General features: G+C 75.4%; 10 protein-coding genes. 9 read left to right on the forward strand and 1 reads right to left on the reverse strand.

The annotated features are described in order from the left end of the window. On the reverse strand, positions 1 to 246 hold a 246-nt coding region (locus QR78_RS26825), incomplete at its 3' end, for a hypothetical protein (protein WP_048430664.1). A 622-nt stretch (positions 247 to 868) separates the two neighbouring features. Here QR78_RS26825 and QR78_RS26830 point away from each other — a divergent pair. The 9 genes from QR78_RS26830 to QR78_RS32155 form a co-directional block, all read left to right on the forward strand. Further along, entirely contained in the window at positions 869 to 1,936 is a 1,068-nt protein-coding gene (locus tag QR78_RS26830; RefSeq protein WP_053221108.1) for a DotH/IcmK family type IV secretion protein, read from the forward strand. A gap of 129 nt (positions 1,937 to 2,065) precedes the next feature. Further along, entirely contained in the window at positions 2,066 to 3,370 is a 1,305-nt protein-coding gene (locus tag QR78_RS36550; RefSeq protein WP_053221109.1) for a DotG/IcmE/VirB10 family type IV secretion system protein, read from the forward strand. Positions 3,371 to 3,415: 45 nt separating this feature from the next. Then, positions 3,416 to 4,675 carry a type VI secretion system-associated FHA domain protein gene (locus QR78_RS26840; protein ID WP_048430665.1) on the forward strand — a complete coding sequence of 420 codons (1,260 nt, stop codon included), beginning with the start codon at positions 3,416 to 3,418 and terminating at the stop codon, positions 4,673 to 4,675. Positions 4,676 to 4,705: 30 nt separating this feature from the next. Next, positions 4,706 to 6,043 (forward strand): type VI secretion system baseplate subunit TssK, encoded by a 1,338-nt coding sequence (gene tssK / locus QR78_RS26845; RefSeq protein ID WP_048430666.1) that lies wholly within the window; start codon positions 4,706 to 4,708, stop codon positions 6,041 to 6,043. 405 nt (positions 6,044 to 6,448) lie between these two features. Then, on the forward strand, positions 6,449 to 7,939 hold the full coding sequence (gene icmH, locus QR78_RS26850) for a type IVB secretion system protein IcmH/DotU (protein WP_053221110.1): 1,491 nt from the start codon (positions 6,449 to 6,451) through the stop codon (positions 7,937 to 7,939). Next, on the forward strand, positions 7,936 to 10,812 hold the full coding sequence (gene tssM / locus QR78_RS32150; RefSeq protein WP_053221111.1) for a type VI secretion system membrane subunit TssM: 2,877 nt from the start codon (positions 7,936 to 7,938) through the stop codon (positions 10,810 to 10,812). The genes icmH and tssM overlap by 4 nt, the downstream gene beginning before the upstream one ends. Before the next feature lie 35 nt (positions 10,813 to 10,847). Continuing rightward, positions 10,848 to 12,314 (forward strand): type VI secretion system-associated protein TagF, encoded by a 1,467-nt coding sequence (tagF, locus tag QR78_RS26860; protein ID WP_158004081.1) that lies wholly within the window; start codon positions 10,848 to 10,850, stop codon positions 12,312 to 12,314. Beyond that, complete coding sequence (locus QR78_RS26865) at positions 12,311 to 13,378, forward strand: protein kinase domain-containing protein (RefSeq protein ID WP_053221112.1); 1,068 nt, start codon at positions 12,311 to 12,313, stop codon at positions 13,376 to 13,378. Before tagF ends, QR78_RS26865 begins: the two co-directional genes overlap by 4 nt. Positions 13,379 to 13,446: 68 nt before the next feature. Further along, positions 13,447 to 14,205 (forward strand): DUF4123 domain-containing protein (locus tag QR78_RS32155; protein ID WP_158004082.1); only part of this gene is annotated, 759 nt, incomplete at its 3' end.

Consider the following 14,205-nt stretch of genomic DNA (forward strand, 5'->3'; position numbering starts at 1 on the left):
CGCGCCGGCGCGGGTCGCGATGTTGGGGTTGGCCTGGCCCTGGGTCAGCGCATTGAGGCCCGGATTCTGGGTCTGGTAGGGCGGATAGACGCCGCCGTAGCCGTAGGGAGGAGCGCCGTACGGCACGCCGTAGGGGGCGACCGGGACGCCGGGGACCTGAGTCGCCGCCACGATCGGATTCAGCTGGGCGAGGACCGGCCCACCCGTGAGGGTTGCGAGGGCCGCGGCAAGGATCGCCAGCCTCACAGCCCGCGCCGTCCCATCTCCTCCTTGAGGAAGGTCCGCGTGCTCTCCGGGGATCCGGGCCGGCTTCCCGTGAGGGAGCAGGCCTGAAGGCACGCGGCACAAGAAAGAACGATAAGAAGCCATAACAACTTCATGTCCGATCGTCCGCACGCCACCGCATCCGTCATGATCTTTCCACCTTGGATCGTCAATTGCCCACAGCGAGACCCGCAGATAGGGCCATGATGTGTGGCATCGCGGGCACAGGACCTGCCATTGAACGCAGCGCGCGTCGCATCATCGCCGGACGACGCCACAGGCCGGCCGGTTTTTGCTGGAAGGCGTCGATTTTCCTCGTACGCCGACCATTGCCTTGTCGACGTACCTTGCGTCATATTGCTGGTCTGTAAGATGCGTTCTCGGGACAGGCGGGGCCGGCAGGATGGCGGGACGGATCCGTGTGGTGGGACTCGCCGCCCTCGCCGCGGCGGTAACCTGCGGTGCCGGGGATGCGCCTGCGCAACCGTGGCGCGTATCCCAGGCGACCGGCGCCGCCGTGCCGGCCCCGGCCGCACAGGCGCCGTCGCCCGCCCCGGCTCCCTCTTCCTCGTCTCCGTCTCCGTCTCCGGCGGTCCCACCCCCGGTGTCCCCGCCGCAGGCGGCTGCCCAGCCGTCGGTTCCGGCTCCGGCCGAGGTCCCGCGGGCCTCGCCGCCGCCGCCGCGCGAACTGACCCCGGCCGAGATCTCGGCGCTCCAGAGCGTGATGACCGACCGGTCCGGCAGCGCGATCCTGACTCCCGGCAATGTCGGGGCGATCCGCAACCGGGTGATCGACGCGCAGCGGGCGGCCACGACCCCCGCCTACGCGGACGAGGGCCCGCCGAGGATCCGGCCGCGGCTGATGAGCGTGCAGCCGCAGGTCGACATGGCCGCGCCCCAGACCGTGCACCTCGCCTTCGGGATGGTGACGCCGATCACGATCCTCGATGCCGGCGGCCGGCCCTGGCCGATCGCCGCATCCGCCTACGACCCGCGCAGCTTTGCCGTGGATGGCGGCGGCTGCGGCGGGCAGGCCTCGGCGCCGGCCGAGCGGCCGACCACGATCCACCTCATGCCCTGCCGGGTCTCCACCTACGGCAACATCTCGATCACCCTCGAGAACTACCCGCTGCCGATCGTCCTGATCGTGAGGAGCGGCGGCCGCGGGGGCGAGGCGGTGGACCTGCCGGTGACGATCGAGGTGCGCGGGCGCGCCGCGCCCCTCACCGCCCGCTCCGCCGAGCCGGTCGTCCCGGCGAACCCCGCGGCGGCGGCGATGCGCCAGCCGGATGCAATCCCGGTCCCGCCGGGCCGCCACACCGCCCTGGCGGCCGCCCCCGACGGGGCGGTGCGCACGATCGCCGCGCGGAGCGGACGGGGGCGTGCCGCCCATGCGCCGGGCGATCTGCCGGATCGCCTGATGGACGAGTTCGGCCTCGGCACGCCGCCGCGCGGCGCGGCGCGGCTGCGGGTCGACGACCCGGCGGTGTCGGCCTGGATGTTCGGCGGGCGGCTCTACGTGCGCGGGCCGGTGGTGGTGGTGAACCCGGTCCAGGACGCGATGGCCCAGACGCCCGACGGCGTACGGGTCTGGCGGTTCGACCGGCCGGTGCCGCGCCTCCTCGTCACCGACGCGGACGGGCGCGAGCGCGCCGTCACGATCGATGATTGAGCGCGCGATGGCCGCCGCGCAGGCGCGTGAGGGGCGCTCCCGCCCATGGAGCCGGCCCGGACCCGCTGCCGGGACGGCCGCCGGCGCGCCGGCCGGGGATGCTCACGTTGCAGCCGGGGGAGGATGGCCATGCCGATCACCGCATTGATCCTCGCCGCCACGCTGGCCGGCACCCCTCTCGTCCGGATCCAGGCGGCGGGGCAGGGGAACGGGCAGGAGACCGCCGCGCAGGCGCCGGTCCAGCCGACGCCGCAGGCGACGATGCCGTTCGTCCAGCCTCCGCTGCCCGGCCAGGCCCCGGCGACGCCGAGCGTGGTCTATCAGGGCCCCCCGGGCCAGGTCCTGTCGGACCCGGCGATCGAGGCCCGGATCAACGCGCAGATCGAGGCGCTGATGACCCCGCCGAGCGGCGGCTTCACGGTGCAGCGCTACGCCCGGCCCGAGCCCGCGGCCGCGGCGACTGCCGGATCCGGCGGGAACGGCGCGCGCCCCGGATCCCCGCTGCAGCAGGCGGCCTATCCGCAGCCGGGCGGCTACGGCGGGGGATTCCCGGGCGGCCAGTTCCCGGGCAGCCAGGGCCAGACCGGATTCGGTCAGGGCAATGTCGGACAAGCCGGCGTCGGCCAGGCGGGCGCCGGGCCCGGAGGCTACGGATCAGGCGGGTATGGCGGAGCGCCCGGACAGGCGAATGTCGGCCAGCCGGGCCAGGGGGGCGGGTTCGGCGGCGGGGTCGGTGGCATGCCGGGCGCCTATGGCGGCCAGCCGGCGCGTCCCCGCGAGCGGCTCTATGCCGTGGCGCGGGCGGGCGACACCGTCTACGCCTCCCTCGACCAGGGCTTCAACTCGGACGATCCCCAGGCCCCGATCTTCGCCACGATCTACGACGTCGACGGCGCGCAGCGCGCCGGGCCCCTGCACGGCGTCCGGCTGATCGGGCAGATCGTCTACAGCACGAACCAGGCCGCGATCCAGTTCACCCAGCTCGTCCTACTCGACGGCCGCCAGTACCCGCTCAAGGCCTACGCGATCTCGCCGCGGGACGCCCGCACCGGCATCTCGCGCGACGTCGACGACCACGCCTTCGAGCGCTACGCCGGGCTGTTCGCGGCCGCCCTCGTCCAGGGGGCCGGCCAGGTCGGGCAGCTCCTGCTGCAGACGAACCGCAACGTGGCGATCGACCCGGTGACCGGCTTCGCGCTCTCCACGCCCGGCGGCGGCCAGCGCACCCAGGCGGCGCTCGGTGCCCTCCTGCCCCTCGGCCAGACCGCGACCGCAATCGGCGCCCAGAACTTCAACACGCCGGCCACGATCGCGGGCGTGCCCGGCCTCCCGATCGGCGTCGTCTTCCTGGAGCCGCCGGCCCTGCCGCGGGACGCGGTCCGGATGGGGGCGGCCGGCGCCCGTCCCCCGCTCGGCCTCTCGCGACTGAACTGACGGCGGCGGCGGGGTGCGGGCGACGCGAGAAGGGCCGAGGGGGCGATGACGCTCACGCTGCGAATCCTGCAGGCGCCGGACGGCGCGCCGGAGATCGGCGCGCGCCGCCTCGATCCCGGCGCAGGCCCGGTCTCGATCGGCCGCGGCCCGGACAACGACTGGGTGCTGCCGGACCCCGAGCGGCACGTCTCCAAGCTGCATTGCCGGATCGAGGCCGGGGCGGACGGGTTCTACCTCGTCGACCTGTCGAGCAACGGCGTCTACTTCGCCGCGGAGGGGCGGCCGGTGGGCCGCGGCAACCGCCGGGCGCTCGATGCCGGCGACAGCTTCCGAATCGGCGATTACCGCATCGGGGTCGGCCGCGAGCCGGAGCCGCAGGACGGGCCCGGGCCCGGCTCGCCCCACCCGGGCGGCGTCTCGGCGATCCTCGCCGGCACGAGCGACGCGAGCGAGCCCCGGGCCGCGCGCGGCCTCGGCGGGTCGGCGGACGACTGGCTCGCGGCGGTGCCGGGCGGTGCCGCCGACGCGCAAGTGGTGCAGCCCTACGGCTGGCGGGACCCGCCCGCCACGACCCTCACCGACCTGCCGGAGGCCGACGAGCCCTTCAGCGATTTCGCGAACCGCAGCGAGCACGTCGCCCCGATCGACGAGGCGCTGCAACTCGCGCCGGCCCGTACCCTGCTGCCGGTCGACTGGCATCTCGGCGACGCGGCGGAGCCGACTCCGGCCGGGGGCGGCGCGGCGACACCCGACTGGAGCGGGGCCTGTGCCGCCCTGGTCGAGGGGACCGGGCTGGGCGGCCTCGCGGCCGGGCCCGCCCCCGGCGACCGCGCCGCCCTGGTGCGGGCCGGCCAGCTCCTGCGCCGCCTCGTCGACGTGCTGGCGACGGTCGAGGCGGTCCAGCGCAAGACCGAGCGGGATCTCGGCCTGGTCCCGCCGGACCGCGCCCCGGCCGGCGGTGACGCGCCGGGAGACCTGCCGGGCCTCGTGGCCGACCTCCTGACGGCGGGGACCGAGGATGCGGGCGACCGGCTGGTCGCGCGCCTCGCCGGGGTCGCGCGCGACGCCCGTGCGCTCGGCCTCGCGGTCGCCGAGACCGCCGACACGGTCGGCGCGCAGATCCTGCCGGACGCGATCGAGGACGCCGCCCGCGAGGGCACGCGGCTCGCCGTCGGCCCGCTGCTCAAGGCCGCGGCCTGGGAGCGCTACGCGACCTTGCACGGCACCCTCGCGGGGGGCGAGGGCGCCGCCGCCGCGGAGGCCGTCCTGGCGCCGCTGCGCGCAAGCTACGCCCGCAAGATCTGACGCCCGCCGATCCTGGAGCCACGAGAGCCGATGCTGAGCGAGAACCGCGTGGTCTGGTCGGAGGGGATGTTCCTCCGCGTGCAGCATTTCCAGCAGGCCGACCGCTGGACCGAGCGCTTCGTGCGCGGGCTGACCCGCGACCTCTCGCCCTATCCGTGGGGCTTCTCCGAGATCGGCATCAACCGCGAGCTCCTCGGCGTCGGGCGCTTCGCCCTGTCGCATGCCCGCGGCATCTTCCCGGACGGGACCCCGTTCGAGGCGCCGGGCGACGCCGATCTGCCGCCCCCCCTCGAACTCCTGCCCGGCACCCGCGACGTCACGATCCACCTCGCGGTGCCGATGCGCCAGCCCGGCAGCCCCGAGGTCGGCGCCGACCGGCGCGAGGACGCGGCGACGCGGCTGCGGCGCACCGCCTGCGACGTACCGGACGCCAACGGCGACGGCTATGCCAGCGCCGGTCTCGAGGTCGGGCGGCTGCGCCTGTCCTACGCCCCCTCGAACGGGCCGCTCGCCGGCACCGAGCGGCTCGCCGCCGCCCGGGTGGTCGAGGTCCGCTCCGACCTGGCGGTGGTGCTCGACGAAAAATTCGTCGCGCCCTGCCTCACCTGCGCCGCCGAGGGCCCGCTCGCCGCCCTCGTCTCCGAACTGCAGGGCCTGGTCTCGCATCGGGCCGAGGCGCTGGCGGCCCGCATCGCCGACCCGACGACCCGCGGGGCCGGCGAGATCGCCGACTTCCTGCTGCTGCAGGTCCTCAACCGCGCCGAGCCGCTGCTGCGCCATGCCGGCGCCCAGGCCGGGCGGCTGCACCCGGAGGCGTTCTACGGCCTCTGCCTCGCGCTCGCCGGCGAGATCGCGACCTTCACGGCTCCGTCGCGGCGGGCGCCGCACCTGCCGGACTACCGGCACGACGACCTCGCGGCGACCTTCGCGGCGGTGTTCGCGGAGCTGCGCGCCGGCCTCTCGGCGCTGCTCGAACAGGTCGCGGTGCCGATCGACCTGCAGGAGCGCCGCCACGGCGTGCGCGTCGGCGCCATCAACGACCGCGCCCTCCTGCGCGGGGCCGGGTTCGTGCTGGCGGTGCGCGCCTCGCTGCCGCCCGAGACCCTGCGGCGCTCGCTGCCGAACCAGATCAAGATCGGCCCCGTCGAGCAGATCGCCCAGCTCGTCAACGTGGCCCTGCCGGGCATCGCCGTGCGGCCGCTCGCGGTCGCGCCGCGCCAGCTGCCCTATCGCGGCGGCACGGTCTATTTCGAGCTCGACACCACCAACCCGCTCTGGCGCGACCTCGAACAGTCGAGCGCGGTGGCGATCCACGTCGCGGGCAACTTCCCGGACCTCGACCTCGAGCTGTGGGCGATCAAGGGATAGGGCGCCCTTGGACGAATCCGGTACCGGTTCGTCGTCGATCATGCCCTCGAATGAACGCTCGGGGGCAGTGTCCGCGTGCCGGGTGCTCGGACACGGGCATTGGAGGCGCGATGCCGGTTCGGGGCTGCGGCCGTGACCGAGGATCGGGGCTCGTCCAGGCCCGGATCGCGTCGCCGCGCGACGTCGGGGCCGCGGAAGGGCGCCCCCCTGGGTCGATCGCAAGACGATCATGCACGGTATTTTTTCGTAGTCTGATTCTTCCCTAGGGAAGACGCGTCGCAGGATCTGACAATTCGGATATTTGTTCGTGGCGTATGCGACGATCGGGCGTTTCGCGCATTGTCCATCCCGGGATGACGCAAGGCGAGCGCCCGCGATGACGAGATTTCCGGTCGGGGAGCGGTGATGGAGGCGGATCCGCGCGGCTACGATTCGGAATCGACGGTGGTGAAGCCGACGCCCGGCGGCGTGCGCGCCCCGACGGTGCTTCACGTCGATCCTCGAGGAGCCGGTCCTCGCGACGTCGATCCCAGGGACGTCGATCCCAGGGAGGCCGGTCCGCGGGTTCCCCCGCCGGCGCAGGAGCCCGTGCCCGGCGACTTCGCCCGGGCCGGGATGCCCCCGATGGTCGAGGCGGCCCTGCCGCTCCTCAGCCTGATCGCGCGGCTGCGCACCCTGTCGGGCACGCCCGACCTGGAAGCCCTGCGCCTGCGGGTCGTCGCCGCCGTCAAGGCGTTCGAGGCGGCGATCCTCGGCGTCGCGGTGACCCGCGAGCGCGCGCAGGCCGCCCACTACGCCCTGTGCGCGACGATCGACGACGTGATCCTGAACTCGTCCTGGGGCGCCTACAGCCTCTGGGCCCGCCAGGGCATGGTCTCGACCTTCCACACCGACGTCACCGGGGGCGAGCGCTTCTTCGACCTCCTCGCCCACCTGCACAAGGATCCGGGCTCGAACCGCGACGTCCTGCTGCTGATGTATCACTGCCTCTCCCTCGGCTTCGAGGGGCGGATGCGGGTCCACCCGCAGGGGCACCTGGAGATCGGGCGCATCCGCGAGGGCCTGTACCGGACGCTGCGGGGGGAGGCCGAGCGCGAGCTGTCGCCGGCCTGGCGCGGGGTCGATGCGCGCTTGAGCGCCTCCGGCGCCCGCCACCTGCTCTGGGCGGGGGCGGGCCTCGCGGTCCTGGTGTTGGCGGGCCTGTTCCTGCTGCTGCAATCGGCGGTGAACCGGCGCTCCGATGCGACGTTCGCGGCTTTCATCGCGGCGCCCCCGAACACGCCGCCGAGCCTGCGCGGCGGCCCGCCGGGCCCGGCCGCGGCCCCGGTCGCCGCCAAGGCGCAGAGCCGCCTGGTCGACAGCCTGCGCCGGACGCTCAAGCGGGAGATCGACGACGGAACCCTCGACGTCGTGCCGAACGGCAACGGCGCCACCCTGCGCATCCGCAATGCCGGCCTGTTCCAGAGCGGCAGCGCCGAGGTCGCACCGGCCTACACCGCGCTGTTCGAGCGGATCGGGCAGGCGGTCCGGGGCGAGGACGTCTCGGTGCAGGTCATCGGCCACACCGACAACGTGCCGATCCGCACCGTGCGCTTCCCCTCGAACTACGAATTGTCGGTCGCCCGGGCGCAGGCGGTGGCGGCGATCCTGGCCCGCTCGATCGGCACCGACGCGATCCGCGCCGAGGGGCGCGGCGAGGCCCAGCCGGTGCGCCCGAACGACAGCCCCGCCAACATCGCCTTCAACAACAGCCCCGAGGGCCGGGCGCAGAACCGGCGCACCGAACTGGTGATCCGCCGCAACGGTTCGCCGACGCCGCCCGACGGGTCCGAGCCCGAGAGCGGGCACGAGGCCGGGCAGGAGAGCGGGCGAGAAAGCGAGGAAGTCCAGCCGTGAACATCCTCAACTGGATCTACGAGATCCGCTCCTACGCCACCGCCTATACGACCCGGGTCAAGGCCTGGTGGCTCGTCGCGCTGATCTGGGCGCTCGTCGCCGCCTGCGTGGTGTTCTTCTACGGCGAGGCGGTCTCGTTCGGGACCTGGCGGCCCTTCGCGGCGATCCAGACCCGGATCTACGCCGTGGCGGCCATCGCGGCGGCCTACCTGGCCTACTGCATCTACCATCTCGTTCGCGGGCTGCGCCGCGACGAGGCGCTGATCGACGCGGTCTCCGGGACCGATCCGGCCCGGGCCGCGCAGGGCGACGTGGCCGAGCTGCAGGCGCGCCTGCGCGACGCCCTGCGGCTCCTGCGCCGCACGATGGGCCGGCGGTCGGTCTATGCGCTGCCCTGGTACGCGCTGATCGGACCGCCGGGCTCGGGCAAGACCACCGCGCTGCGCAACTCGGGTCTGCGCTTCCCGCTCGCCGACAGCATCGGCGAATCCGTCGAGGGGGTGGGCGGCACCCGCTCCTGCGACTGGTGGTTCACCGACGACGCCATCCTGATCGACACCGCCGGCCGCTACACCGCCCAGGACGGCGACGGCGAGGCGGACGCCGCCGGCTGGCGGGGTTTCCTGAGGCTCCTGCGCAAGCACCGCCGGCGCCAGCCCCTCAACGGCGCCATCGTGATGCTGGGCGTCGATACGCTGGTCCAGGCCACGGCCCCTGAGCGGCTGCATCACGCCCGCACGATCCGCAAGCGCCTGCGCGAGCTCGACGAAGCCTTCGGCCTGCGCGTCCCGGTCTACGTCGTGCTGACCAAGGTCGACCGGCTCGCCGGCTTCGAGGCCTTCTTCGAGGCCATGCCGAAGAGCGAGCGCGAGCAGGTCTGGGGCACGACCCTGGCCCTGCCCAAGGCCGGGATCGAAGGGCGCGACCTCGCCGATCGGCTCGGGCGCGCCTTCGACGACCTGATCGCGCGGCTCAACGGCCTCCTGCTCGGACGCCTGCAGGACGAGATCGACCCCGAGCGGCGCGCCCGGATCTTCGCCTTCCCGAGCCAGCTCGCGCTCGTGGCCGAGCCGCTGCACGAGGTGCTGGGCGAGATCACTGCCTCGTCGCGGTTCGACCCGCCGCCGCGCCTGCGCGGGCTCTACCTCGCCTCCGCCGAGCAGGACGGGCAGGTCGTCGACCTCGTCGGCCGCACCGCGAGCCGCCACTTCGGCCTCGACCTGCCGCGCTTCGCGGCGGCGAGCGCGGGCGGCCATCGCAGCTACTTCCTCGCCCGGTTGTTCCGGGACGTGATCTTCAACGAGGCGAACCTCGTCGCGACGAATCCCGCCGCCGAGCGCCGCCGCCGCTTCCTGCGCCTCGCCGCCGGGGGCCTCGCCGCCGCCCTGTCGCTCGGCCTGGCGCTGGTCTGGCTCGCCGCCTACCTGCGCCAGGACGATCTGCTCGCCGCGACGGACATGCGGCTCGCCCGCTACACCGCGGCCGCCGCGACGCTGCCGGTGGAGGACGTCGCCGATGCCGACTTCGTGCGTGCCGACGCGGTCCTGTCCGGGGCCCGCGACGCCGCCGCGCCCTACGGGCAGGACCGCCCGCCGCACCTCCTCGACACCTTCGACCAGCGGGCGAAGGTCGAGGCCGGCCAGGCCAACCTCTACGAGCGCGCGCTGACGGGCTACCTTCAGCCGCGCCTGCTCGTCGCGCTCGCCACACTCCTGCGGGCGGGCGACGGCGCGCCGGAGGCCGGCAAGTCCTCTGCCGGCAAATCCTCTGCCGACAACTCCTCCGGCAACAAGTCCGCGTCCGGCAGGCCCGACGCAGGCCCGCCCGGATCCCCCGGGACGGAGGTCGTCGCGCGGGCGCTCAAGGCCAGGGCCGAGCCGGCACCCGGGCGGCCCGCGCGCAAGCCGGGTGGCGCCGAGGCCGCGCCGCCGGCCGCGCCGGACCTCGCCGAGGCCCTGCGCCTCTACCGGATGCTCGGCGGCGAGGAGAGCCTCGACCGGGCCCTCGCGACGCAGCGCCTCTCGGGCCTGTTCGCCCGCCTCTACCCGGAGGAGCGCCAAGCCCCCCTGCGGGCGAGCCTCGACGGCCATGTCGCGGCCCTGCTCTCGCGCCCCCTGATCCCGATCGCCCTCGACGAGGGTCTCCTGGCGCGCGCCGGCGACCGGGCGAAGGTGCAGGATCTCGCCGGGCGCTGGATGCGGGCCGGCGGCGAGCGGGCCTGCCGGACGGCGACCGAGCGCCGCTACCCGTTCGACCGGAACGCCGCCGCGGAGGTCGGGCTGCCCGAGTTCTCGGCCCTGTTCGGGCCGGGTGGCCTGTTCGCCCGGTTCCTGCGCACCGACCTCGCCGATGCGGTCGATACCGGAACCCGGCCGTGGCGCTGGCGCGGCCAGGCGGCGGGCAACGAGGCGGGCGACGAGGCGGTTCTGCGCAGCTTCGAGACGGCGGACGAGATCCGCCGGGCGTTCTTCCAGACCGGGGCCGACCGGCCCGTGGTCGGCTTCGAGGTCACGCCCCTGCGCCTCGACCCCGAGGCCACCTCCGCCTCCCTCATCGCCGACGGTCAGGAGGTCACCTATACGCGCGGCAGCGCGCGGCCGCTGACGCTGACCTGGCCGGGCGAGCGGGCGGTGAGCCAGGCCGCCCGCGTGGTGGTGCAGCCCGGCCCGCCCGAAGCCGCCGCGTTCACCGGGCCCTGGGCGCTGTTCCGCCTGGTCGAGGCCGGACGGCCCGAGCCCGCCGGGCCCGACCGCCTGCGGCTCGCCTACGATGCGGGCGGGCACGAGGCGAGCTTCGAATTGCGCAGCCCGACCCGGCCGAACCCCTTCGCGCTCGCGGTGCTCCGGTCCTTCCGCTGCCCGAGGTTCCGATGACCGGACGGCGCCCGGCCGCCGCGCCGGAGCCCGCCATGCCCGGACTCTTCGGCAAGGTGCCGAGCCGGGGCGATTTCGTCAGCCGCCGCCTCGGCGGGGCGCTGCACGGCGCCCTCGACCAGTGGCTGTCGCGGGCGATCGTGGCGAGCCGCCGGCAGCTCGGCGAGGCCTGGCTGCCGGCCTATCTCGTCGCCCCGGTCTGGCGCTTCGTGCTCGGGCGCGACACGATGGGCCCGCACGCGGTCGCCGGCGTGCTGATGCCCTCCGTCGACCGGGTGGGGCGCTACTTCCCGCTGGTGCTCGCCGCCGAGATGCCGGACCTCGCCGATCCCTGGCGGCTGTTCCGCCGTGCCGGAACCTGGTTCGACGCCGCCGAGGCCCGGGCGCGCGCCTGCCTCGCCGACGATTTCGACTTCGATGCCTTCGAGGCGGGGCTGACCGCCCTCGGCCTGCCGGAGCCGCCGCACCGGCCGGTGCCCGACGGCGCGGAGGCGCCGCGCCGCTACGGTCTCGGCGGCGAGGCGGAGGCGATCCGGGCCTATGCCGACGTCCTCGAGGCGGCGATGGCGGGCTCGCGCCGCAGCTTCACCCTGTGGTGGACCACGGGATCCGAGGCGGTGGCGCCTTCGCTGCTGATGCATGGCGGCGCGCCGGCCCCCGAGCAGTTCGCCGCCTTCCTCGACGGGCGCTGGGACGTCTGGGGCTGGCAGGACTGGGCCCGGCAGGACGGGCCGGGGCCGGGCCAGGCGGACCGGGAGGCCCGCGCGCCGGTCCTTCCCCCGGCCGACGCGCCGCTCGCGCCCGCGGCTGCGCCCGAGCCGGTGCGGCTCGTCTCGGCGGCGCGTACCCATCGGGGCACGCGGCGGCAGCGCAACGACGACGCGGTGGTGGACCGGCCCGACCTCGGCCTGTGGGCGGTGGCCGACGGGGCCGGCGGCCACGCCGCCGCGGATGTCGCCGCCGCCGCCGTGGCCGAGCGTCTGGCCGGGCTCCCGGCCGGCCCGGAGGCGCCCGGCCGGGGCGCGATCGAGGCGCTGCTCGCCCAGGCGAACGAGGCCTTGAGGGCCCGCGCCCGCCGGCTCGGTCCCGATGCGGTGGTGGCCGCGGTCGTCGTGGTGCTGATGGTGCGCGCCGGACGCTACGCCGTCGCCTGGGCGGGAGATGCCCGCGCCTACCTGCTGCGCGGGCGCGGCCTTCTCCCGCTCACCCGCGACCACGCCACCCGCGAGGGCCGCAAGGTCGTCACCCGGGCGGTCGGGGCCGAGGACGCCTTCGCCCTCGACTGGGTCGATGGCGCGGTGCGGGCCGGCGACCGGTTCGTCCTGTGCAGCGACGGCCTCGTCGGGGCGCTGGGCGAGCGCGGCCTCGCCCTGGTCGCCGGCCACGGCACGCCCGCCGAGGCGGTGGCGAGCGCCATCGACGACGCCCTGATCGCGGGCGCCCGCGACAACGTCTCGGTGGTGGTGGTCGACGCCGCGGGGGCGGGGAGCGAGGCGCGATGAGCCGGGCGGACGAGGCGGCGCGCCGCGAGACCCTGCGGGTCCAGGTCCGGCTCGACGCCCTGGTGGCGGCGATCGGGCAGGACGGCGACGGGCGGCCGCGCCCGGAGCCCGAGCGCCGCCTCGTCCTCGACGCCGCCCGCTCCGCCCTCGACCGCCTGGCCGATCCGGGCCTGCCGGCCGCGCCGCCCGGCGCGGCGGACGCGACGCTCCTGCCCGAGACGATCATCGCCAACACCTACGCGGTGCGCGAGCGGATCGGACGCGGCGGCCTCGCCGAGATCTACCGGGTGCGCCACCGCGACCTGCGCGGCGACCACGCCGCCAAGATTCTGCGGCCCGACCGCGCCCTCGATCCCGTTCTGGCGCGCCTCCACGTCAGCGAGGCCCGCGCCCTGATGGGCCTGTCGCATCCGGCGATTCCCCGCGCCCGCGACCTCCTGCGCCACGGCGACGGCCGCGCGGTGATCGTGATGGACCTGCTGCGCGGCGAGACCCTGGCGGAGACCCTGCGCACCCGCGGCCCCCTGCCGCCGGACGGCGTCGCGGCGCTCGCCCGGCGGCTCGCCGGAGCGCTCGCCGCGGTCCACGCCGCCGGCCTCGTCCACGGCGACGTGTCGCCCGAGAACGTGATGCTGTGCGGCGGGGCGGAGGGCGCCACGCTGATCGATTTCGGGGTGGTGCGCCGGGCCGGCGAGGCGCTGCCCGACGTCGAGTTCGCCGGCAAGTGGTCGGTCGCCGCCCCCGAGCAGCTCGCCGGCCGGCCCGGCGGCCCCCCGGCCGACCTCTACGCCCTCGGCCTCTTGCTCGCCGCCGCGTCCCGCGGCGAGCGGGTCGGGCTCGGCCGCGACCGCGAGAGCGCGCTCGCCGCCCGGGCGAGCCTGCCGGATCCGAGGATCGACGGGCGGCTGGGCAAGGTCGTGCGCGACCTCCTCCGGCAGGACCCGGGCGCGCGGCCCGACGCCGAGGCGGTGATGCAGCGTCTGTCCGGGACGCCACTCTCACGCCTCGCCGCCCGCCTGACCGCGCCGCGCGGCGCGTATCCCCATCCGGAGACGGAAGGATGAGCATCGATCCTCGTGCCTGTGTCCCGCCCGAGCCCGACGCGGGTGCCGTCCCCGGGGGGGCCGGTCCGATGACCGCATCTGGGGAAGCTCCCTCCGTCGCGGCGCAGCGGCTCGTCGGACTCGTCGCCGGGTTCGGCGTCGCCGGCTTCGCCGTCCTCGACGGGGCACAGTTCGACGACCTGCCCGCCGCCCTGCGGCAGGCCGGTCTGCTCGGCCGCTCGCTGTTCCTCGACCAGGGCGACGCGGAGCTGGAGCGGGCCGGTCCGTGGCTGGTCACCCTCGCGCAGGCCCCAGACGCCGCAGATCACGTCTTCCGCCTGGCCGGCGACCGACCGGCGGCGGTGTTCTGGTGCTGTATTGCCGGGGAGGCGGTGCTGTACCGGCACCTGCGCCGGATCAACAAGGCTCGCATCCCTGCCTGGTCGGCCGCCGGCCGGAGCGCGCCGTCGGAGGACGACGACGGGACGTTTGAGGCGGTCCTGTTCCGGCACTGGGACCCGGACGTGCTCGGCGCGCTCATGCCGGTCCTCGATGCCGGCCAGTTCGCGCGGGTGCTGGGTCCCGCGAGCGAGATCGCCTACCGGTCGGAGGCGTATGGCGGCCTGAAGCGCGTGCCCGCCAATCCGGGCTGGCCGGTCGCGCCAACCGGGATGCTCACGATCCGCACCGAGCAGATGCTCGCCCTCGGCGAGCGCCGCATCGAGGCGTGCCGGCGCAGCGTCGCCGCCTACCTGCGGGACGTCGCCGACGGCGCCCTCGACGGCATCGCCGAGGCGGACCTGCGCGCGCCTCGCTCGCCAGCACAGGCGCGCGCAGGTCCGCCTCGG

The organism is Methylobacterium indicum, assembly GCF_001043895.1.
Classification (GTDB): domain Bacteria; phylum Pseudomonadota; class Alphaproteobacteria; order Rhizobiales; family Beijerinckiaceae; genus Methylobacterium; species Methylobacterium indicum.